The 20,982-nt window shown below is 64.4% G+C and carries 21 protein-coding genes and 1 pseudogene; 5 read left to right on the top strand and 17 right to left on the bottom strand.

What is annotated here, in order from left to right; all coding sequences use genetic code 11:
• Positions 1–230 precede the first annotated feature (230 nt).
• The 3 genes and pseudogenes from purU to FHT19_RS15630 all read right to left on the bottom strand — a co-directional run.
• Positions 231–344, bottom strand: a pseudogene (gene purU / locus FHT19_RS24445) (formyltetrahydrofolate deformylase); the annotation flags it as partial.
• A 141-nt stretch (positions 345–485) separates the two neighbouring features.
• Positions 486–1,751, bottom strand: coding sequence for an MFS transporter (locus tag FHT19_RS15635; RefSeq protein ID WP_169475861.1), 1,266 nt, complete (start codon positions 1,749–1,751; stop codon positions 486–488).
• Positions 1,748–3,016: an acyl-CoA dehydrogenase family protein gene (locus FHT19_RS15630; protein WP_248290504.1), complete on the bottom strand. Its 1,269-nt coding sequence runs from the start codon at positions 3,014–3,016 to the stop codon at positions 1,748–1,750. The genes FHT19_RS15635 and FHT19_RS15630 overlap by 4 nt, the downstream gene beginning before the upstream one ends.
• A 176-nt stretch (positions 3,017–3,192) precedes the next feature.
• Between FHT19_RS15630 and FHT19_RS15625 the strand changes: the two genes are divergently transcribed.
• Positions 3,193–3,753 (top strand): carboxymuconolactone decarboxylase family protein, encoded by a 561-nt coding sequence (locus FHT19_RS15625; RefSeq protein WP_169475859.1) that lies wholly within the window; start codon positions 3,193–3,195, stop codon positions 3,751–3,753.
• Positions 3,754–3,814: 61 nt separating this feature from the next.
• On the opposite strand, the gene FHT19_RS15620 is transcribed toward FHT19_RS15625, so the two are convergent.
• From FHT19_RS15620 to FHT19_RS15585, 8 genes are all read right to left on the bottom strand, one after another.
• Positions 3,815–6,076, bottom strand: a complete 2,262-nt coding sequence (locus FHT19_RS15620) for a TonB-dependent receptor (protein WP_169475858.1) — start codon at positions 6,074–6,076, stop codon at positions 3,815–3,817.
• A 362-nt stretch (positions 6,077–6,438) separates the two neighbouring features.
• Positions 6,439–7,074, bottom strand: a complete 636-nt coding sequence (locus FHT19_RS15615; protein WP_169475857.1) for an NAD(P)-binding domain-containing protein — start codon at positions 7,072–7,074, stop codon at positions 6,439–6,441.
• Between the two features lie 41 nt (positions 7,075–7,115).
• Positions 7,116–7,991 (bottom strand): helix-turn-helix domain-containing protein, encoded by an 876-nt coding sequence (locus FHT19_RS15610; RefSeq protein ID WP_169475856.1) that lies wholly within the window; start codon positions 7,989–7,991, stop codon positions 7,116–7,118.
• 282 nt (positions 7,992–8,273) lie between these two features.
• Positions 8,274–8,696, bottom strand: a complete 423-nt coding sequence (locus FHT19_RS15605) for an SRPBCC family protein (protein ID WP_168557842.1) — start codon at positions 8,694–8,696, stop codon at positions 8,274–8,276.
• Positions 8,697–8,730: 34 nt separating this feature from the next.
• The gene (locus FHT19_RS15600) at positions 8,731–10,125 is read right to left on the bottom strand and encodes a 3-oxoacid CoA-transferase subunit A (protein WP_169475855.1); all 1,395 of its coding nucleotides are present in this window, start codon (positions 10,123–10,125) and stop codon (positions 8,731–8,733) included.
• The gene (locus FHT19_RS15595; RefSeq protein WP_246866325.1) at positions 10,125–10,556 is read right to left on the bottom strand and encodes a Zn-ribbon domain-containing OB-fold protein; all 432 of its coding nucleotides are present in this window, start codon (positions 10,554–10,556) and stop codon (positions 10,125–10,127) included. Before FHT19_RS15595 ends, FHT19_RS15600 begins: the two co-directional genes overlap by 1 nt.
• Positions 10,553–11,704: a thiolase domain-containing protein gene (locus tag FHT19_RS15590; RefSeq protein ID WP_169475854.1), complete on the bottom strand. Its 1,152-nt coding sequence runs from the start codon at positions 11,702–11,704 to the stop codon at positions 10,553–10,555. The genes FHT19_RS15595 and FHT19_RS15590 overlap by 4 nt, the downstream gene beginning before the upstream one ends.
• A 51-nt stretch (positions 11,705–11,755) precedes the next feature.
• A complete protein-coding gene (locus FHT19_RS15585) occupies positions 11,756–12,490 on the bottom strand; it encodes an arylmalonate decarboxylase (protein ID WP_168557839.1) in 735 nt (244 codons plus the stop codon).
• Positions 12,491–12,676: 186 nt separating this feature from the next.
• Here FHT19_RS15585 and FHT19_RS15580 point away from each other — a divergent pair, with 186 nt between their 5' ends.
• From FHT19_RS15580 to FHT19_RS15565, 4 genes are all read left to right on the top strand, one after another.
• Positions 12,677–13,456 (top strand): helix-turn-helix domain-containing protein, encoded by a 780-nt coding sequence (locus FHT19_RS15580; protein WP_168557838.1) that lies wholly within the window; start codon positions 12,677–12,679, stop codon positions 13,454–13,456.
• Between the two features lie 136 nt (positions 13,457–13,592).
• Complete coding sequence (locus FHT19_RS15575; protein WP_169475853.1) at positions 13,593–14,114, top strand: VOC family protein; 522 nt, start codon at positions 13,593–13,595, stop codon at positions 14,112–14,114.
• Between the two features lie 21 nt (positions 14,115–14,135).
• Positions 14,136–15,614: a bifunctional 3-(3-hydroxy-phenyl)propionate/3-hydroxycinnamic acid hydroxylase gene (locus FHT19_RS15570; RefSeq protein WP_169475852.1), complete on the top strand. Its 1,479-nt coding sequence runs from the start codon at positions 14,136–14,138 to the stop codon at positions 15,612–15,614.
• 3 nt (positions 15,615–15,617) lie between these two features.
• Positions 15,618–16,487, top strand: coding sequence for an SMP-30/gluconolactonase/LRE family protein (locus FHT19_RS15565; protein WP_169475851.1), 870 nt, complete (start codon positions 15,618–15,620; stop codon positions 16,485–16,487).
• Here the strand turns inward: FHT19_RS15565 and FHT19_RS15560 are convergent.
• The 6 genes from FHT19_RS15560 to FHT19_RS15535 form a co-directional block, all read right to left on the bottom strand.
• Positions 16,484–17,173: a dienelactone hydrolase family protein gene (locus tag FHT19_RS15560; RefSeq protein WP_169475850.1), complete on the bottom strand. Its 690-nt coding sequence runs from the start codon at positions 17,171–17,173 to the stop codon at positions 16,484–16,486. The genes FHT19_RS15565 and FHT19_RS15560 overlap by 4 nt on opposite strands.
• 2 nt (positions 17,174–17,175) lie before the next feature.
• Positions 17,176–18,030 carry a fumarylacetoacetate hydrolase family protein gene (locus FHT19_RS15555; RefSeq protein WP_168557833.1) on the bottom strand — a complete coding sequence of 285 codons (855 nt, stop codon included), beginning with the start codon at positions 18,028–18,030 and terminating at the stop codon, positions 17,176–17,178.
• 71 nt (positions 18,031–18,101) lie between these two features.
• Positions 18,102–18,656, bottom strand: coding sequence for a carboxymuconolactone decarboxylase family protein (locus FHT19_RS15550; RefSeq protein WP_169475849.1), 555 nt, complete (start codon positions 18,654–18,656; stop codon positions 18,102–18,104).
• Between the two features lie 12 nt (positions 18,657–18,668).
• Positions 18,669–19,496 (bottom strand): SDR family oxidoreductase, encoded by an 828-nt coding sequence (locus FHT19_RS15545; protein WP_169475848.1) that lies wholly within the window; start codon positions 19,494–19,496, stop codon positions 18,669–18,671.
• Between the two features lie 25 nt (positions 19,497–19,521).
• On the bottom strand, positions 19,522–20,229 hold the full coding sequence (locus tag FHT19_RS15540) for a dienelactone hydrolase family protein (protein WP_248290502.1): 708 nt from the start codon (positions 20,227–20,229) through the stop codon (positions 19,522–19,524).
• Positions 20,226–20,981, bottom strand: a complete 756-nt coding sequence (locus tag FHT19_RS15535) for a carboxymuconolactone decarboxylase family protein (protein ID WP_211184998.1) — start codon at positions 20,979–20,981, stop codon at positions 20,226–20,228. The genes FHT19_RS15540 and FHT19_RS15535 overlap by 4 nt, the downstream gene beginning before the upstream one ends.
• Position 20,982 lies beyond the last annotated feature (1 nt).

Below are 20,982 nucleotides of genomic sequence, written 5' to 3'. Positions count from 1 at the left end.
TAATTATATATATGCGAATTCGACTTATATTCAGAGGGCATTTTGATTGCCCAAACGCGGCGAGGCGCCATTTAATTTTTGATAAATCTTTGCCACGCTGAGTCTGCGCAGATATCCTGCAGGCAATCCGCCCGGTAAAGTCGCTTGACCGGATAACACCTATCGCTGCCGCCGATATTTACTGGAGAACGCCTGGCCGCGGCCGGCGATGATCATCGCCAAGGGTTGGCTCATGTCCTGAACACGACTGTACGGTCCACGTTAGGAAAGACGCGGTCTTCGGGGTGATTGCCTACCGCAGTCGCGATGACGCGGCGCGCGATATCGCGCCCTTTGTCGACGAGTGAAAAGCCCCCAGGTCTCTAGGCGGCTCAGATCACCGCGCGGGGGATCCGGCAGCGGAAGCGCGCCGTCGATCGCCGTGCGTCAGGGCAGGATTGTTGTTTGGCAGGCGCAATGCCTGCGCGGGCACATCGCCGATCGGATCAATAGCTGCGCAATTGGCGCAAGGATGCGAACCTTGCTGCGATCACCAGCACCGCAGCCGTGGTGACCGCGCCGCCCAGCACGATCGCCGGAACCAGCCCCAGCAGATCTGCCGTCACCCCCGATTCAAACGCGCCGATCTGGTTCGAACTGCTGATGAAGATGCCGTTCACCGCGCCCACGCGGCCGCGCAGTTCTGGTGGGGTGCGAAGCTGGACCAGTGCGCTGCGGATGTGAATGCTGACCATGTCAGCCGCGCCGATCCCGGCCAGCAACAGGCTGCTCAGCACGAAGCTGCGCGACAGGCCAAAGGCGCAGGTCAGGAGGCCGAACACCAGCGTGGCCCCGATCAACACGCTGCCGGAATTCCGTGATACCGGATGGCGCGCAAGCCAGATGCCCAGGGCAACAGCGCCCAGGCCCGGTGCGGCCCGCAATATGCCCAGGCCAACGGCGTCGACATGCAACAGGTCGAGCGCGACAGCCGGCAGCAACGCCGTGGCGCCGCCGAACAGGACAGCGACCAGATCGAGCACCATCGCGCCGCCCAGAACGCGATCGCGCCAGATCACGGCAAATCCGGCGAAGGCGGACTTGAGCCCGAGCGGCTGATGGGCCGGCCTTCTGGCCGGGGCCGGCAAGGAAAGTGCCGCCACGGCGGCGGCCAGCCATAGCACCACGGCCACGCCAAAGCTGAGCTGCGGATTGATCGCGTACAACACGCCTGCCAGCAGCGGACCGCCCAATCCGGCGACTTTGGCCACCGACATGGTCCAGGCTACCGCCGCGCCGACATGCTCGGGCGCGACAACCTGCGGGATGAGCGCCGTATTGACCGGATGCTCGAACGCGCGGGTAAAACCGGTGATCAACGCCGCGGCAAACAGCGCGGCAGCCGTCACGGGCAAACCCATCACCGTCGGCACCAGCAGAATGAGCCCCGCCAGAGCATTCACCACCTGGGCGATCGCGGCCACCCGGCCGGGCGGGAAGCGATCGATCAAGTGGCCGGCAGGCAATGCAAAGCAGATGCCCGGCACGAACTGGATCAACCCCAGCAGGCCAAGATAGAGCACCGAGCCAGTGGTCTGGTACAGTTCGAGCGACAGGGCAAAGGCGATCAGCTGGGTGCCCAGCACCGACAAGCCACGCAACGCCCATATCGACAGGAACGGGCGTTGCAGCAATCCCAAAGCGACTGGTCGCGCCTCCGCCGGAGACGCGACCAGTGCCTTTTCACCCTGCTGCCCGGCTTCGAGGTTCACTGCACACCGGCAGGTGCCAGGCGCTCTTTCATGGAACGACCCGCCAGTTGAACGGCAGCCCGTTCCACGGCCAGCCCCGGATTGGTGCGCGCCATCGACATGTCGCGGAAATAGCGCTGGAGACGTGTGCCATCCTTGGCCGCCGCGCTGGTGCCGACCGAGGTGTAGAGCAGGTCGATCGCTTCGCCAGCAAGCCGCGCGGCATGCTGCATGCCGGCCTGGATCCGCATGTCGTCGAGTGCGGTATAGGCGGCCGGGTCCTTGATCCCAGCAGCGCAGTAATCAAGATAGGACTGCGCGCCCGCCAGCACCGCATTGCGGGCCGCTTCCAGCAGGCCCAGCGCGATACCATAGGGCCGCGTCAGATCCTGCAACCCGGCGCTGACGATCGGCGTGCTCGGCCCGGCCATCTTGTCACGCGCAATGCGCTCGAATTCATCGAGCGCGGCAAAGCCGGCGCCCACCAGAATGGACGAGATCTCGGTCTGGAAAAAGCCGAACATGCGGCCCGAATACATCGGGTTGCCGTGAAGGTGATACCCCACCGTCCCGCCGGAGATATCCAGATCGAACAGATTCTGCCGGACCAGGAAATTCTTGGGGATCAGGACCTTGTTGATCCGGATGCTGTTCGATCCGCTTGCATGCAGGCCAATGAAGCCGCGCCAGTTGTCGAGCAGTTCCCAGTTCGCGCGCGGGACGATCGCGATACCGATCTGCGGCGGGCCGGCTGGATCTCCGCCGGCAATGCGCACGCCGAAAATGGCATAGTTGCTGTGTGGCGAGCCCGAGCAATAGTCCCACAAGCCATCGATGATCCAGCCATCGTCGGTTTCGGTGGCCGTACCGCTGGGCACGGCACGCGCCGGCGCGCAGAATTCGCCGGTTTCGCCAAAGATCGCGTCCTGCGCGTCCTTGGGAAACACCGCCGCGACGTTGAGCGCATGCCCTGACGCCAGGCTCAGCCCCCATGCCGTGCCCGGGCAGCCGCGCCCGACTTCCATGATCACGCGGGCAAAGACGGTGAGGTCGAATTCATAGCCGCCGTACATTTTCGGCTGCAGGATGCGGTAGAAACCGGCCTTGCGGAAACGCTCGTGCATTTCCACCGAGCAGCAGCCCCGCTTTTCGCTGTTGGCCTGGTCTTCGAGCAGCAGCGGACGCAGCGCCGCCGCGCGCCGGATGACTTCGTCAGGTGTCAGCCCCGGTTCGGGTTGAGGCAGACTGGTCTGCCTTTCGATCACGGCATGAATGGGTTTCGGCACAGCTTCGTTACTCCTGCGAACTGATGCCATCGACCTTGCTGCGCATGGGTTCAGCGGACAAGTTGCCGCCCGTCTTCGTCCGCCACGAGTACATCAGCCGGGCAAAGCAAAACGCCGCCTTGTTACCCGGCAAGACTTGCCGGATGACAGAATTGCCAAGAAATGGGAGTGTAAACATGGACTTCGAAAATGCCCCGCGGATCGCTGCCGTTACGCCCGAGGCGATGACGGCCGACCAGAAAGCGGCGGCAGACGCGCTGGCCGCCGGCCCGCGCCAGGCCGTGCGCGGCCCGTTTGCCGTATTGCTGCACAGCACCGGGGTATTTGGACCAGCCCAGGCGCTGGGGGCTTACTTGCGGTTCGAGAGCACGATCCCGGCCCGGCTGCGCGAACTGGCGATCATTGCCACCGCCCGGCATTGGCGACAGGACTATGAATGGCAGGTGCATGCTCCGCTTGCACGCGAGGCGGGGCTTGCCGAGGCAGCGATCGCGGCGATCGCCGCCGGCGACGTGCCGCAAGACCTGGCGCCCGACGAACGCACCGTGCTCGATTTCACGCGCCAGTTGCACGCGACCGGCCAGGTGGACGACGAGACGTTCACCCGCGCCCAAGCGCTTCTGGCCCCTGCAGGCGTGGTCGAGCTCTGCGCGATCTGTGGCTATTATGCGATGTTGGCGATGGTGATGAACGTGGCGCGCAACCCGCCGCCGCCCAACCCATCCGCCTTTTCCTGACACGACGGCAAGCCGCCCGCAGGACAGGACGTCCTGCGGGCGGCACTGCACCCTTGTGCGTTCAGAACTTGCGTTCGACCGTCAGCACGAACTGGCGCGGGCGCGCGGGCGTTGCCCGCACCGTGCCCTTGCCCTGAAGCGTATCGTCGATGTTGAGATAGTAGTACTTGTCGGTCAGGTTGCTGACATCCAGCGCCGCGCGCCACAGCTTGTCGGCAGATTTCCACGTCAGGTGCGCATTGAAAATGGTGCGCCCCTTCAGCCGGTTGACTTCCGCGTTCACCGTATTGGTGAACAGATCGGACTGATAGTTCGCATCGATTCGCGGCGTGAGCGATCCAATGGTGCCCAGATCGAATTCATATTGCGTGCCGAAGTTGGCGCGCCACCGGGGCATATAGATCGGGTCCATCGTCTCGGTCACGCCCGATGCCTGCGCATCGGCGCTGAGCCGCGTGGTCTTGAAGCGCGTGTAGCTTGCCGATCCATCGAACGACCAAGCGTTGGTGGCACGCGCGCTCAGTTCCAGTTCGAAGCCATAGAGGCGTCCGTCACCCGAATTGAGCGGAATCGCCGAAGCGGGAAAACCGCCATAGCCATTGGTGATCGTGCGCTGGAAATCGTTGTAGATGTCATAGAATGCCGCAGCATTGAGCTGCACCCGGCGATCGAACAGCGAGGATTTGGTGCCGAGTTCGAAATTGTAGAGCTTTTCCGGCCCGAACGAGGCGATCTGCGAGGGCACGAACGGACGCGGGTTCACGCCGCCTCCGCGGAAACCGGTCGAGAACGTCGCGTAAGTCATCACATCGGGCGTCCAGCGCTGGTCCAGGCTGACGCGGAAATCGACAATGCCCTTGGAGTAAGTGCCCGTCAGCCCGTTGACCGAGGCGTTGAGGTCGCTTTCGGGCACGGTCACAGCGGCGCGGATGAAGTGATAGTCCTTGGATTCGTGGGTGTAGCGGGCGCCCACGGTGAGGGTCGTCCTGTCGGCCAGGTGCCAGTCGGTGTGCGCGAACACGGCGCGGCTCTTGGACTTCACGATATCGCCCTGGGTGAAGTCGGTATATTGCGTGTCGGCGTTGACCAGAAACGCAGGGCCCGTGAAGCCCAGGTTGAAACGGCCCGCCTGCACGCCATCGCCGTTGAAGAAATAGCCGCCAACGATCCAGTCGAACGCACCGATCTTGCCGCTCAGGCGCAGTTCCTGGCTATAGGCATCGAACGTCAGGTCGTTCTGTTCAAGCGAAGCGTTGAGCGGCCCGCCATCGGCGTCGTTGGTGAACTGGGCGGTGTAGCCGGTATAGGCCGAGATCGAGGTCAGCGAGACGGTGTCCGAAATCTTGTATTCCACCTTCAGCGAGGCGGCATGGCTGTTGGAGCGCGAATAGGCGCCCGGGCTCCAGTTTTCCTCGGGCACGGCATAGGTGGAATAGTTGACGAAGCCGCCGCCGGTGACGAATTGCGGGAAATTGGTCTTGTTGGAAAACGGGGCATAGGTATCGCGCGCCGCGATCAGGATCGTGCCAGCCGGTTCGTCGCGCGCAAAATTGAGATCGCCCGACAGGTTGACTTCCAGCCGATCGGTCGGCGTCCAGCGCAAGGCCACGCGGGTGCCGAAATGCTTGGTGCCGCCTTCGGTACCGAGTTTGCAACCCGCCGCAGTGGTCTGTGCCGCCACGCCGGAATTGGGATGGAGGCAGCCATAGTCGAGACGATCGACATAGCCGTCCTGCCGCGAGAAATAGCCCGAGACGCGGACCGCGAGGGTATCGGTCAGCGGCAGGTTGAGGATGCCACGGATGGTCGCCTTGTTGGCGCTGCCATAGGCCGCCGTCAGCGAACCGCCCAACTCGTTCGTCACCGGGCTCGACACGAGCTTGACCGTGCCACCGATCGAGTTGCGGCCCGCCAGCGTGCCTTGCGGCCCGCGCAGGATTTCGACCCGCTGCAGATCCATGAGATCGAGCGCCGAACCGAACAGCGTGGGCTGATAGACGTCATCGACATAGATGCCGACGGCCGGCTCAAGCGCGAAATTGTAGTCGTTGGCGCCGATGCCGCGGATCGCCACCGATGGGGTGGCGCCATAGCCCGAATTGCCCTGCTGAATGGTCACGCTGGGCGCTGAAGCGGCAAGGTCCACCAGATTCAACTGGTTGCGCTGCTTCATCTGTTCGGACGAAACGGCCGTCACGGCAAGCGGGATGGTCTGCAGCGCTTGCGAACGATACTGCGCCGTCACGATGATTTCGGGAGCCTGCGGAGCGGATTTGGCCGGCGTATCCTGCGCCTGCGCCAGAACTGGCGATGCATAGGACACAAGAGCGACCAGACTGACGCAAGATGCTGCCAAGTGCGGACGCCCAAGTAGAGACTTTTTCATTTTCCTCCCCTTTTGCCATATTGTGTGGCCTGCTCCCCATCCAGACTTTTACCGGGGGTTTGCGCAACGCCCAGCCTTGGCGCGTCCGCTTGGTGTCGTGGATTGGGACGGGACCGCGGGGTCAGAAATGCCGGAAAACGGGCGCATACCCCGCCGCAGCGGGATGGATTGCGGGGAAGCGTGGCGCAGGCGCGGATTGCGAAAGCGTTTCGCGCCGCCGGTCTGCGTGACTTTGCCGGATAAAGGAACGGCGCGTTTCGAGAGGAGACTCTCCCCCACGAAACGCGCCGCGCATTGGCTTAGCGTGCAGCAGCAATGGCCGCTTCGGCGCCCGTCTTGGTAAACAGCTTGAACTTGTTGGCGAGCGGCCCGCCCATGGCGATGAGCCTGCCACCTTCGTCGATCGCGCCAAGGTCGACCGGCTCTGCCCCAAGGTCCTTGATCAGCTTGGCGACCAGGGCATTGGCCTCGCTGTCGCTACCGGCCAGGAACAACACATTCTCTTCGCCCGCCGGCGGCAGCGTCTGGTCATAGACCGGAATGGGCTCGTGGTTGAACGCCTTGACCAGCCGGGCACCGGGCAGAAGCCCCGCAACCACATCGCTCGACAGCACGTCGCCGATTTCGATGACATCCTCGGGCTTGGGCCCAAGGCGGTTGTTGGTGGCGTCGATCACCACTTTGCCGGTCCAGTCGATATCCTTGACCGCACTTTCGATCTGCGGCCAGCGAATGGCCAGGATCACGACGTCGGCCGCCTTGACCATGTCTGCCGGCGTGGCTGCCGACACGTTGCCTTCGATCTTGGCCACCAATTCGGCAAGGCTCTCGGGCCCGCGCGAGTTTGACAGGATGACATCCCAGCCGGCCTTGGCCGCTTTGGGGGCGAGCATCTGGGCAAGGCGCCCGGCTCCGAGAAAACCAATCGTACTCAAGGCAACACTCCAACTGCAGAAAGGAAAGGTGGATCGGGTGGTTATTCCGCAAATTCGACGGCAAGCCCGTCTTGCGCCAAAGGCAGCGTGGCATAGGCCGCATCATGAACCGGGATCGTCTGCTCCCCCCCAAGCGCCGACAGGGCATCGGCGACGAGATCCGCAAGGTGCCGCTCGATCCGGTCGCGCCCGGCAAGCAAGGGCGGGCCCAGCTGTTCGCGGGCCTGATCGAACGGCATTTCCTTGAGGTCCCAGACCAGGTTCATCGCCGCCACGACCTCGCCCCCGGCCCGGATGGGCACGGCAATGCTGGCGCAGCGCGTATGCGGCAGTTCGGGACACATGCTGAAACCGTCACGACGCCCTTGCTCGACGATGCGATCGATCGCCTCGCGATCGGCCATCAACCCATCGTCGGGCAGCCTCTGTGCGGCCAACGCTTCCAGGATCAGCGCGCGCTGCGGGGCATCGCAATGGCTCAGAAACGCGCGGCCAAGCGGGCTGAGCAGCATCAAGCGCTGCCGCCCGACCATGCCGATGTCCGACGAGAACGGGCTAAGCCGATGGGTGGATTCGATAATCAGCATCGCGTTGTCCTGGAACACCGCCAGGTCGCACGGCCAGAGATAGCGCGCGGTCAATTCATGCATGACCGGCCAAGCCGCCTGCCGCAGTTCTTCGTGCACGCCCTTGGCCCGTGCCAGCCGCTGCACCCCGCCGGTCAGGCGAAATTCGCGGGCGTTGTAGCCACGATGAACCAATTTCATCTCCTCGAGCGTTTCAAGGATGCGATGGACAGTGGGGCGAGGCAGTTTCAATTCTTTGCAAATGTCGGTCGGCTGGGCGCCTTTGACGGAATTGAGGAAGCGCAGAACATCGATGCCGCGCTGAAGCGAGCGGATGCGCCTGTAGGTCACCGGCAATCTCCCAAATATTTTTGTTTCTATGCCAGCGACGATACTACGTCGGGCGGGGGCCGCAAAGCAGGCTGTTGGCCCCCGCGCCCAGCCCCGGACGGCTGATCTCACCGGAAAACATCAATTATACTATTGATAAATATGTATATTTTTGCCGCTGCAGCAAATCCCGAAAATGTACACCAGGCGGACCAACGCAGCAGACCGGCCTGGCGACAGGCCGGAAACGCAAAATCGCGCCGCCTTTGGGGCGACGCGATTTTCAAGCCGGACGATGCGGGCTCAGCCGAACTTGGCCTTGAGTCCATCAAGCGCGCCGGAGATATCGGCGCCGATACCCTTTTCGGCCATTTCACGCATCGGTTCGGGGATTTCCACTTCGATGCTGTAGGCGACCTGCGCCTTGTCGCCCTCGGCAGTCACGTGGAACTTGGCGAGGAACCCTTCCAGACGCGGCACGCCGGGGGGGAGGTCCTGGTTGGGGACCATTTCGTAGGCCAGCACCTTTTCTGCATCGTCGAGGGTGTGGATGCGGTCGAGCACGGTATTGCCGCGCTTCATCAGCACCTTGCGCTCACCGGGGTTAACCCCGCGCTCGATCGACGTGATGTGCGGCTGCCATTCGGCAAAGTTGTAGAAATCGCGCACGTAGTTCCAGACCTCGTCGGCCGAAGCGTTGAGCGTGACTGTTTGGGAAACTTTCATAGCGAATATCCTCCTGCTTATTATAATGGCGCGCTTAACTCACGGGAATGGATGCAATTTCTTCGGAAAATGCGAGTGCCATCGGCGTCAATGCGGCGATCTCTTCCTTGGAGAAGCCCTCGACGATAGCGGTCACGGTGAAAGTGCCTTCGCGCATTTCCATGATGGCCAGATCGGTCACCACGACGTTCACGCAGCCCGGCGCCGTCAGCGGATAAGTGCACTCGGACACCAGCTTGGGCCGCCCCTTGCTGTCGCTGTGCTCCATCAACACGATGACGCGGCTGCCCGAGGCGGCAAGGTCCATCGCGCCGCCAATGCCGCCCCCGACCTGGCCGGGCAGCCCATAGTTCGCCAGGTCTCCGCGCTCGCTGACCTGGTAGGCGCCCAGCACGATGGCCGACAGCTTGCCCGAGCGCGCGACTTCGAACGAAACCACGCTGTCGAACACCGCGCCGCCGGGGCGCAGCTTGATGAAATTGCCCGCGGCATCGAAGAAATCGACATCGATCAGGTCGGGGTCTTCGACCAGGTCATAACCCAGCGCGCCATTCTCAGCGTGCAGGATGAAGGACTTGCCCTGTGCATGGCCCGCCACCAGCGTCGGCAGGCCAGAGCCGAGATTGACATAGGCGTCTTCGGGCAGCATCGCCGCCACCTGCCGTGCCATCGCCGAGCGGCTGAGCGCGGGCTTGCCGAAGTATTCTCGGTTGGTGTCCGCGCCGCGGCGCCCCATCCCTCGCTTGGGTGCGGGATAGCGCTCGGTGGTGCGCACCACCCGCGACACGAAAATGCCGGGCAGGCCAATCCGCTCTGGCGGGATCACGCCGGGCTCGACGATTTCCTCCACCTCGACCACCGCCATTTGCGCCGCCTTGGCAAAGCTGGCGTGGAAATGCGCGCTGCTGCCGCGAAATTCGACATTGCCGAACCGATCGGCGCGATAGCCACGGATCAGCGCGACATCGACCGGCAGCGCATGTTCGAGCACGAAATCGCGGCCGTTGAAATTGCGCACTTCCTTGCCTTGCTGCAACGGCGTGCCCACGGTGACGGGGCTGTAGAAGGCAGCCAGCCCGGCACCGGCCGCACGCAGCCGATCGACCAGGATGCCCTGTGGCACCAGTTCCAGATCGATCTCGCCCGCCTCGATCTTCGCCTGTTCAGGCGATGGCAGACCCGGCCGCGCCGAGAACGAGAGCACCACGCTTTTCACCTGATCGTTCTTCACCAGGATGTGTGGGCGGAAATCCTCCCCCGCGCCCAGCGAGTTGGCCACGATCTTGAGGCCCTTTGCCCCCTGTTCGCGCAGCGCCAGAACAAGGCTGTTGGGATAGGAATGCCCCACCCCGAACCCGGCGATGGCCACCGAAGCGCCATCGGCAACATCGGCCAGCGCCGCGGCGCAATCGTCAAATATCTTCTGCATCACGTGTCGCTCGATGTTGGAATGGGGGTAAATCGCACCAGCGCGGCGGCCTCGCCGGCATCGTGAAACACGGCGCGCAGGCGTTGGCCGACGGCAAGGCCGGCGGGATCAGCATCAACGATATTGGTCAGCACCCGGGCGCCCTCGTCCAGATCGACCAGCGCCAGGACAAAGCTGGCGCACTCGCGATAGGGGCCTTCGCCGCGGAACACTTGGGTGAAGCTGTAGAGCGTGCCCAGGCCCGACGCCTCGCGCCATTCGACATCGAACGCGCCGCATTCGCCGCAAAAGGCCTTGGGATACCAGATGGTGTGGTCACACGCGCGGCAATGCGGCAGCACCAGCTTGCCGGCCTTGGCGCCCGACCAGTAAGGTTCGGTTTCGGGCGAGACGAACGGGGCGGGCGTAGGAAGTGGGCTGTTGCTCATCATGCGTCCTCCCGGCCCAGCACAAGCGTGACGCTGGCCTGACGCGACATGCCGCCGCCCGTGCCGTGGGCCACCGCGATGCGGCAATCGCGCACCTGCGTGTTGGCATTGGCTTCTCCGCGCAACTGGCGCACGGCTTCGATCACTTTGACCAAGCCGCCCTGATAGCCTGGGTGGTTGTTGCACAGGCCGCCGCCATCGGTGTTGACGGGGATCGCGCCATCCAGCGCCAGCGCGCCATCGGCGACGAACGCCCCGCCCTGCCCCTTTTTGCAGAAGCCGAAATCCTCCAGCGTCATGATCACGGTGATCGTGAAGGAATCGTAGATCGAGGCATAGTCGATGTCGGCCAGGCTGATCCCGGCGTCGGCCAGCGCGCGCGGCGCCGATTGGGTGGCGCCCGTGCTGGTGAAATCGTTGGGCCGGCCGCCGCTGTGCTTGATCGCTTCGGCATGGCCCAGGACCTTGACCGACCGCCGCTTGAGATCGCGCGCGATTTCAGGGGCGACGACCACGATGGCGCCGCCGCCATCGGTCACCACGCAGCAATCGAGCCGGTGCAATGGATCGGCGATCATCGGCGAACTGACCACGTCTTCGATGGTCACCAGCTTGCGCAAAAGCGCGTGGGGATTGTGCTGCGCATAGGCAGCGGCCGCCACCTTGACCGCGGCCAGTTGCGCGGGCGTGGTGCCGTATTCGTGCATGTGCCGCCGCGCGGCCAGCGCATAGATGCCCGCGTTGGTTTCGCCATAGACGGTTTCGAACGGGAATTCGGGCGTATCGGCGGTGTGCTTGGCGCCGCGGATCACGCCGCGCACTTTCGCGCCCTGGGTGAGCAGGGCAATCTTGCACTTGCCCGCGGCAATGGCCGCCGCCGCATGGCCTACATGCGAAATGTAGGACGAACCGCCAACGAAAGTCGCATCGACATAGCTGGGCCTCAGGCCAAGATATTCGGTCAGCGAAACGCCGCCGAAGCCCAGTTGCCCGGTCGAGAAATAGCCATCGACATCGCGGATCGACAGCCCGGCATCGGCCAGTGCGCCCATCGCGCATTCGGCATGGATTTGCTGCACGGAATGCTGCGGCAGATCGCGCAGCGGATGCTCAAAGGCACCGACGATATGCGCCTGTCCCCTGATGCTCATTGGTCGGCTTCCATCCTTGATCGTCCCCAGTATTTTTTGATTTTGGTCTGGTCAGGCCAGCAGCCTGCCAAGCGCGGGAATGCGGTCGCGCAGGCCCGCCTGCCGCAAACACCACCACAGCATCGCCTGGTTGCTGCTGATCACCGGCAGGCCCAGATCGCGTTCCAGATCGGCAATCACATCGAAGGCGCGGATCGCGGTGCAGCTCAGGAACACGAGGTCCGCCCCACTGCCGGCGGTCGCCATGGCATGGCGATACCACTCGCCCGGCTCGATCGCGGACATGGCCTTGCCCTCGCCCAGCCCCAGCCCGAAATCGACCACCACTTCATAGCCATAGTGTTCGAGAAACGCGATTTCGCGCTTGACCACGGGATCGATATACGGGGTGACCAGCGCAATGCGGCGCGGCGCCAGTTCGGCCAGGGCCGCGGTGATCGCGTCCGATGTACTGGTGGCAGGCTTGCCGCTGGTCACTTCCATCCGCTGGCGCAAAGTCTCGCCCATCGCGGGATCGAACGTGGACACCGCCGTGCAATTGAACACGATGCGATCGACACCGGCATCGACCAGCAGCGCGACCGCCTGCTCCACGCCATCGGTCATGCCCAGGAGATCGTCGCGGGTGCTCCCGGCCAGCTTGAGCCGGGTGGTATGCAACGAGACGCCTTCGGGCAGAAAGCGGATCAGTTCGGGCTCTGCCACCGGATTGCTGGAGGGCAGCAGCATACCAAGGCGCAGCCGCCATCCATAGCCCTTGCCGCGCGCAGGATCTTCCAGTGACATCGACCGCATTCCAGCTTGAAAATTGCCCGAGGCGATTTTGCTCTCCAGGGCATCAATGCGCTGTCTGGGTTTGGCTGACCAACCATAGTGGCCAAGGGTCCGCCTGGTGTACCTGCATTTCTGGCGTCGGGACGCGGAGTTCGATAAACGCCTTGCACGAGGGGCAATTCAACAGTCAGGCACGCCATGAACGACACCATTCGCGCACTGTCCCGTGGGCTCAATGCACTTAGAATCATCAGCGAGACCGGCGGCACCACCTGCCAGGCCATTGCCGACGAACTCCAGCTATCGCGCCCCACCGTCTATCGCATCCTGGGAACCCTGGTCGACGATGGCCTGATCAGCGTGGACGATGCCAAGATCTATCGCCCCACGGTGGCCACCCGCACGCTGGAGAACGGCCTGACCGCCAAGGCGTGGGCGCATTGGGCGGCGCTGCCCACACTGATCAAGCTGCAGAAGGAAGTGATCTGGACCTGCGAGATCGCGACCTTCGAGGACTATGCCATGGTCCAGCGCGATTCGACCCACCTGCAGAACCCGTTCCGCATCGATGTGCAGGAATTCAACGACCAGCAACGCTCGATGCTGACCAGCGCGGTGGGCCGGACTTATCTGGCGTTCTGCCCGCCGCAGGAAGCCGAGCAGATCCTGTCGCATCTCGAACAGTTCGGCGACAGCGTCGATCCCGAAGCGAAAGTGGGTGAGCACACCCGGCCGATGCTGCAGGCCATTCGCGAGAAGGGCTATGCGGTGGAACAACGTTTTTCCTATCCGCATGCCACCTCGATCGCGGTGCCGATCCAGTTTCACGGCCGCGTCCTGGCCTGCATCGACATCGCCTGGATTTCGCGCGCCGTGCGGCTGTCCGATGGGATCGACAAGTTTCTCGCCGCGCTGCTCAACGCCAAGGCCGAGATCGAGGAAAGGCTGACCAGCTACAACTTCGACACTTTGGGCTAGCGGCGCGCCTGGGCCCCGTTCGCAGGGCGGACGCCCAAGGCAAGTCGGTTCCGCGCCGCGCACCATCCCCCTACCGTCCGCGGCAACAAGGGCGCGTCGGTAGGGCGACGCCCAGGTCAAGCGGGATGGTGCAGCGATGGAAATTGGACATATCGGTCTGTATGTGAAGGACTTTGATCGGATGCTGGCCTTCTACCAGGGCGCATTCGGCTTTGCCGTCACCGACATCGCCCGCAGCGACGCGCGTTCGATCGTCTTCCTCACGGCCGACCGCACCTCGCATCACCAACTCGTGCTGGTAACCGGGCGCCCGGATGGGGAGCAGCATCTGATCAACCAGCTTTCGTTCCGGCTCAAGACGCTGGGCGAGCTGCGGCGCGTGTACCGCTATCTGGCCGACCACAACGTGGCCAAGCTCGAACCGCTGACCCACGGCATCGCCTGGTCGGTCTATTTCGCCGATCCCGAAGGCAACCGGGTGGAAGCCTATACCGACACGCCCTGGTACATCACCCAGCCCTATCGCACGCCGATCGACCTGCTCGACAGCGAAGAAGACATCTATGCGCAGACCGAAGCGCTTTGCCGCGCTGCGCCCGGCTTCAAGCCGATGGCCGATTGGAGCGACATGACCGCGCGCACCATCCGCGCGCTCTGACACGGCGCCGCGGACCAGATCATGACCCAGACATTCGACGTAGCGATCATCGGCTATGGGCCGTCAGGCGCCGGTCTTGCCAACCTGCTGGAGCGGCAGGGGCGCCGGGTGCTGGTGATCGAACAGTTCCCCAGTTCCTATCCGCTGCCGCGCGCCACCCACATCGATGGCGAGGCGATGCGCATCCTGCAGGCAACCGGCATCGGCGACGCGCTGGCCCCCAAGCTGGGCATCTACGCGCGGATGCGTTTCGAAAACGCGCAAGGGGAAATGCTGATCGACTGGCCCCGCTCGATCGCACCTGGCACGCATGGCTGGCGCGACAGCAACCGGTTCCACCAGCCCGATCTGGAAAACGCGCTGCAAGCACGCCTTGCCCAGTCGTCGCTGGTGACGGTGCATCGTGGCTTGCGCGTCACCGCCCTGGCCCAGGATGCCGAACGCGTCGCGATCACCGCGCAGAACGACCGGGGCGAAACGACGGAATTCGCCGCACGCTTCGTGGTCGGCTGCGATGGCGCGAATTCCACGGTGCGCGGCCTGATCGGCGCCGAACTGAAGGTGCTGGCCCCTTCGCAGCAATGGCTGGTGGCCGATTTCATCATGCAGCCCGGCGCGCCCGAATTGCCGGAAGGCACGGTGCAATATTGCGATCCGGCCCGCCCCTTTACCTATATCGAGGGCGCCGGCCTGCGGCGACGCTGGGAAGTGATGCTCATGCCCGGCGACGATCCCGCCACCTTTGCCGAGCCCGAGCGCGTCTACGCCTTGTTGAAACGGTGGATCACCCCCGAACACACCGTGCTGGAACGCGCGGTGGTCTATACGTTCGGTTCGGCGATCGCGGCGCGCTGGCGCAACGGGCGCATCCTGGTTGCCGGCGATGCCGCGCACCAGACGCCGCCGTTTTTGGGACAGGGCCTGTGTTCGGGCCTGCGCGACATCATCAATATCGCCTGGAAGATCGACTGGGCGCTCGACGGCCGCGCCAGCCCTGACCTGCTCGACAGCTATCAGCAGGAACTGGCCCCGCACGTCAGCCAATACATCGCCGAGGCCAACCGCATCGGCGACATCATCCAGGAAACCGACCCCGACAAGGCGCGCCAGCGCGACGCCTTGCTGCTAGACCAGCCCCAGGTGCTCACCCCGATCCGGCCAAGGCTGGGCGGCAGCCTGTGGGGGCAGCAGCACGATCCCGTCGCCGGCACGCTTGCGGCACAGCCGCGCCTGCCGGACGGTCGCTTGCTGGACGATCGCGTCGGCCTCCACATCGCAGTAATCGCCAGGGCCGGGACGGTGGCGCAGCTTGCCCCAGCCAGCCAGGTCCGGCTGCAAAGGGCCCGCGCCGTAACGGTAGAGGGCGAATGCGATGCCTATCTCGATCAACTGGGCACGGACGCCGTGATCATCCGGCCAGACCACTATATCTTCGGCACCGCTGCAACGCCCGCCGAACTCGATGATCTGGTCGCCGCCCTGCCGCTTGCCACCAACTGAACCATGGCCGTCACGCTCACCCCGCTGGGCCACATGGGACGCGATTTGCAGCGGCCGGAATGCGTGGTGGTTGCCCAAGACGGCAGCGTCGTCGTTTCGGACAGCCGCGGCGGCGTCAGCGTCTGCGCTGCAGATGGCGCCTGGCGCCATCGCCCCTGCCCGGGCGGAGCCACCAATGGCGTGGCGCTCGATCGCGACGGCACGCTCTATCTGGCTGGCATCGACAGCGGCACAGTGCACGCGCTTGCGCCCGATGGCACGACGCGATGCGTGATCGACCGGTTCAAAGGCCAGCCCCTGGGCGCGGTGAACTTCGTCCATTTCGACCCGCACGGCCGGCTGTGGGTGACCATTTCAACCCGCGTCGAACCGCGCTCGCGCGCGATCGAACAGCCCATTCCCGATGGCTATGTGCTGAAAGTGGAAGACGGGGTGGCCCATCTGGCTGCAGGCGGCCTGTGCTTTGCCAACGAGATCCGGTTCGATCCGGCCATGCGCTTTGCCTATCTGGCGGAAAGCCGGATGGGCAGAGTGCTGCGCATGGCGGTGGGGCCAGAGGGCACACTGGGCACGGCCGAAACCTTTGGGCCGGAACGGCTGTTCGATGGCGCGATCGTCGACGGGCTCGCCTTCGACGCGCAAGGCGGCCTATGGGTTAGCGAAGTTACCCGCAACGGCATCCATCGCATCACCCCCGATGGGCGGGCCCAATGCCTGTTTGAAGATCCGGCAGGCGCGGTGGTGGATTTCCCTGCCAGCATCGCCTTTGGCGGTGCGGATCGACGAACCGTGTTCGTGGGCTCGATCCGCGCCGATCATCTCGTCACGTTCCGCAGCTCGGTGGCCGGGGCCCCCATGTGGCACCACCTTTAGCGCGCAAGGCCTGCCATGAAGGCCAGCGTGCGTTGAAACGCTAGATCGCGTGCGGCCGGGTCGAAATTGTCCCCACCTTCGCGGCAAAAGGCATGGCCGGCCGGATAGACATGGATCGCGGCGGCAGGATAGCGCGCGGCGACCTGGGCGACATCGGACAGCGGAATGCTGCCGTCGCGATCGCCGTAATGCATCTGCACCGGGCATTGCAGCGGCGCCTGCAACTCTTCGATGATCCGTCGCCCATAAAAGCTCACGGCACCGGCAAGGCCATCGAGATGCTGCGCGGCGATCCACGCCATTACCCCGCCAAAGCAGAAGCCCACGGCAAAGTGCGGCCCTTCTCCCAGCCTGGCAAACGCCGCGTGCATATCGCCCAGCGCCTGCGCATTGGGCGTGGCACGCGCGGCCGCGATGCCTTCGTGGAGGCCTTCTTGCGCGTTGCTGCGCAAAAAGCCGGGCTCGATGCGGTCGAACAGCGAGGGCGCAACCACGTCATAGCCTTGTGCCGCCAATCTTTGCATCACATCGGCCATATGCGGTGTCAGGCCGAAAACCTCGTGGAGGACGACAACACCCCCACGACGCGTTGAGCGCGCGGCAAGGTGCCACGCGCTCAAGCGAAAGCCATCATAGGCCGAGGTCAAGGTGATCCGGTCGATGACCGGCTCGGCCTCTGCCACCATGATCAGGCCTGTTCGGCCTTGATCGGGTTCTGCAGCACGCCAACCTCGGTGATTTCCACCTCGACCAGGTCACCATCCTTCATGAACAGCTTGGGTTCGCGACGGACGCCCACGCCACCGGGCGTGCCGGTCACGATCACGTCGCCGGGCTCAAGCGGGATATAGGTGGAGCAATAGGCGATGAGGTAGGGGATCGAGAAGATCATCTCGTCGCTGGTGGCATTCTGCACTTCCAGCCCGTTAAGCCGGGTCTTGAGGTGCAGCGTCTGGCCATCGGCGATCTCGCCGCGGGTGGCCATCCAGGGGCCGAAGCCGCCGGTCTTGTACCAGTTCTTGCCTGGCCCCCACTGCGCGGTGTGGCGCTGCCAGTCGCGGATAGTGGCATCGTTGTAGGGCGCATAGCCGGCGATGTGCTCCCAGCAGTCCTCCTCGGAAATGCGCCGGCCACCCTTGCCGATGATCACGGCGATTTCGCCCTCGTAATCGAAAGTCGGGCTTTCGGGGGGCAGCAGCAGCGGCTCCAGGTGGCCGGCCTGGCTGGCGGGGAAACGCGCAAAGACCATCGGGCGGGCGCTGGGATCGCGGCCGATTTCGGTGCGGTGCGAGTCATAGTTCACGCCGATGCAGATGATCTTGGGCGGATTGGGGATCACCGGCAGGATTTCCACGTCAGCCAGCGCATAGTCGCCCGCCTCGCCCGCCAAGGCGCCTTCCACCTCGCCCAGCGCATCAGCCTTGAGCACGCTGACGATATCGGCATAGCGGCCGGCAAACTTGCGGCCCAGATCGACGACTTTGTCCCCGACAACCGCGCCGAAGCTTTCGCGCCCATCCTTGGTAAAGCTGAGAAGTTTCATCTTTTCATTCCTTTTTTCGATTTCTTGTCAGTTTCGCCGGCAAGGCTCGGCAATGGCCGAAGGGCTTGCGCTCACGCTGCGTCGGGCAAGGGAAAGCGGGCCAGAAACGCCTCGTACTCGGGCTCAAGATCGATCTCGATCGCGGCCATCACGCGCACCAGCCCGTTGTATTCGCCGATCGCCACAAGCAGATCGACAAGCTGGTCGGCGCGGAGCGCGGCCGCCAGCGCATCGAACACGCCTTGCGCCAGCGCAATGTCTTCGGTCAGGCTGCGCGCCGCCTCCAGCACCGCCAGCGCAATCGGATCGAGATGCGTTGCCTCGCCCCGCGCCACCTGGCCGATGGCGTGGATGTCCGCCTCGCTCACCCCGAACGAGAGCGCCACATCGACATGATGCGCCCATTCATAGGCCGAGCGGGTGGACCAGCCCACTTGCAGGATCGCCAACTCGCGCAGGCGCGGTTCGAGCTTGCTCTTATGCCGGAAATACATGCCCCGCCCGGCCACCAGGCGGGCCAGATCGGGGCTATGTGCCACGGCGCGGGTGATGTTCGACTTCATCCGCGGGATATCCTGATGGTCAGGCCCCAGATCGGCGTTGTCGAGATAGCGCAAACGTCCCATGTCGCCCCCCGTTCAGGCCGCTTCGGCCTGCGCCTGGCGCACGATCGCGAAGGGATCGAGATTGCCGGCGGCGAAATCGACGAGGTCCGGCAGGTAGCCCTCCTGCGAGCAGACGAGGAAATCACCGCGGATCAGGCCATCGACGAAAACGCCCGACGCATAATCGGCGCTGACCCGCACCGTGCGCCGCTCGGGCACCCCGATGCGGAAATCCTCTGGCTTGGGCGCACCGGGGATGGCCGGCGGCGGGCCGCCGGGCTTGGCCGACGTGGCGGTAATACCCGGGCAGAACACCGACAGCGAAACGCCCGTGCCAGCGAGCGCATGGGCAAAGGCATAGCTCATCGCCAGCTGCGCGCCCTTGGAGGCGATATAGGGCCCCATGAAGCGGATCGGCGGATCGGGCAGCAGCGCCAGCCCCGAAGAGGTGTTGACGATATGGCCGCTGCGGCGCGCCAGCATGCCGGGCAGGAAGGCACGGATCATGCGGACATAGCCCAGGACGTTGACATCGAGCGCCTGCCGCCATTCCTCCAACTCGGTAGAGAGGACCGAGCCCGTCACCGGCGGCTTGGCAGCGTTGTTGATCAGCAGGTCCAGCCCGCCGAATTCACCGACCACCGCCTCGCGCAGCGCCGCAACGTCAGCATCGTTGCTGACATCGCAGCCATAGCCCTTGGCGCCGTTGGCCAGGCTCGCCGCCGCTGCTTCTGCACCGGCCCGGTCGAGATCGGCAATGACGATGCGCGCGCCCAAACCGGCCAGCCGGCGCGCCGTGCTCAGGCCGATTCCGTTGGCAGCACCGGTGATCAGGACAGCCTTGTCGACAAAATCTTTCATGTGCTCGTTCCTTTGCGCCGACACGTCAGTCGGCCGAGTGCTCTGCCAGCAGGTTCAAGAAGGTTTGCCACGCGCGCTGGTCGGCCTTGGGCGAATAGCCAAACCCCGGCATTGCCGGCACGTCGCGGTCGGTAAAACCGTGGGCCACCCCACAGTAGAGGCTCACTTGGCAATCGATGCCGGCCGCCCGCATCTCGTCGGTGAAATGGGCAATCTGCGCCGCCGGAACAAAGGGATCGGCGTCACCGCTGCAGACCAGCACCGATCCGCGAATGGCCGTGGCATCGCGCGCGCTTGCCAGCGACCCGTGAAACACGCTGGTGCTGCGCACGGGCGCGCCGCTGCGCGCCAGTTCCAGCGCACACCAGCCGCCAAAGCAATAACCCGCCAAGGCCAGATTGCCGTTGCCGACATGGCCGTGGCGCACCAGCGCGTCGAGCGCACCGTTCATGCGGGCGATCAATTCGTCGGGATCGGATTTCAGCGCGTCCACCCAGGCGCGCGCCTCTGGCGGGCTGGCGGCAAGCCGCCCTTCGCCGTGCAGGTCCGCAGCGAGCGCGGCGTAGCCCAGCCCGGCCAGGGCTTCGGCGCGGGCGCGAACATGCGGGCCAACGCCGGGCGCCTCGTGCACGACAAGCACGCCGCCCTTGGCCTTGCCATCGGCCGGCAGTGCCAGATAGCCACGCGCGGTGACGGAACCGGCGGGATAGTCGATTGCGCGGCCCAGATTCATAGCTGCTCTCCACCAAGTTCGTTGATCAGGGGCAGCGCAAAGACCATCGCGTGGATGCCCATGCTCGATACCAGGCGCGCCACGTCCAGCACTTCGTCGTGGCTTGCGCCGTGGGCCAGCGCGGCATGCGCGTGCTGGCCCACGCCAGCGGCGTTGAGCTGCGTGCACTGCGCGTGGACCGCCAGCGCGATGAGGTGCATCTCCTTGGCCGACAGGCCCGCCGCGCCGCGCAAGGGTGCCGTGGCGAATGCCAGCCAGCGGCCATGAAAGTCGGGATCGAGCCGGATGCCGGCGGCAAATTCGTCCCGAACATCGCCGAACAAGGCGGCGTGATCGGCCCATACCTGCGCATCGGCCGGCGCTGACAGAGTGCTGGGCAGTGCCTCGGCCACGACCTGCGCGGTCATCACATAGGACGAAAACCCCATCGCGCTGACCGTGGCGACGACCGCCATCAATTCATCCCGCGTCGCACCCAGCGCCAGCGCCTGGCGCGCATGGTTGCGAAAGCCCTTGGCGAACATGTGCGTGGGCGTGCAGTTGGTCGCCACATAGATCAGCTCGCGAAATTTCGCGCTGAGCGTGCCCCTGTCCGCCACATAGGCCGAGAAATCCAGATAGGCGGCAACATAGGCTGGCGAGTAGGCCAGCATGGCCTCCCAGTCATCGTTCCAGTGCCCTCTCCTGCGCTTGAACTCTTCGCGCACAACCGCAGGGTCGAGCGCCTGGTCCAGCTTGCTTTGGTCAACCATG

This window comes from Novosphingobium sp. SG919 (genome assembly GCF_012932495.1).
GTDB classification, from domain to species: domain Bacteria; phylum Pseudomonadota; class Alphaproteobacteria; order Sphingomonadales; family Sphingomonadaceae; genus Novosphingobium; species Novosphingobium rhizosphaerae.
Note: the sequence above shows the minus strand (reverse complement) of the source record. Positions and strands in the feature narration are given on the sequence as shown.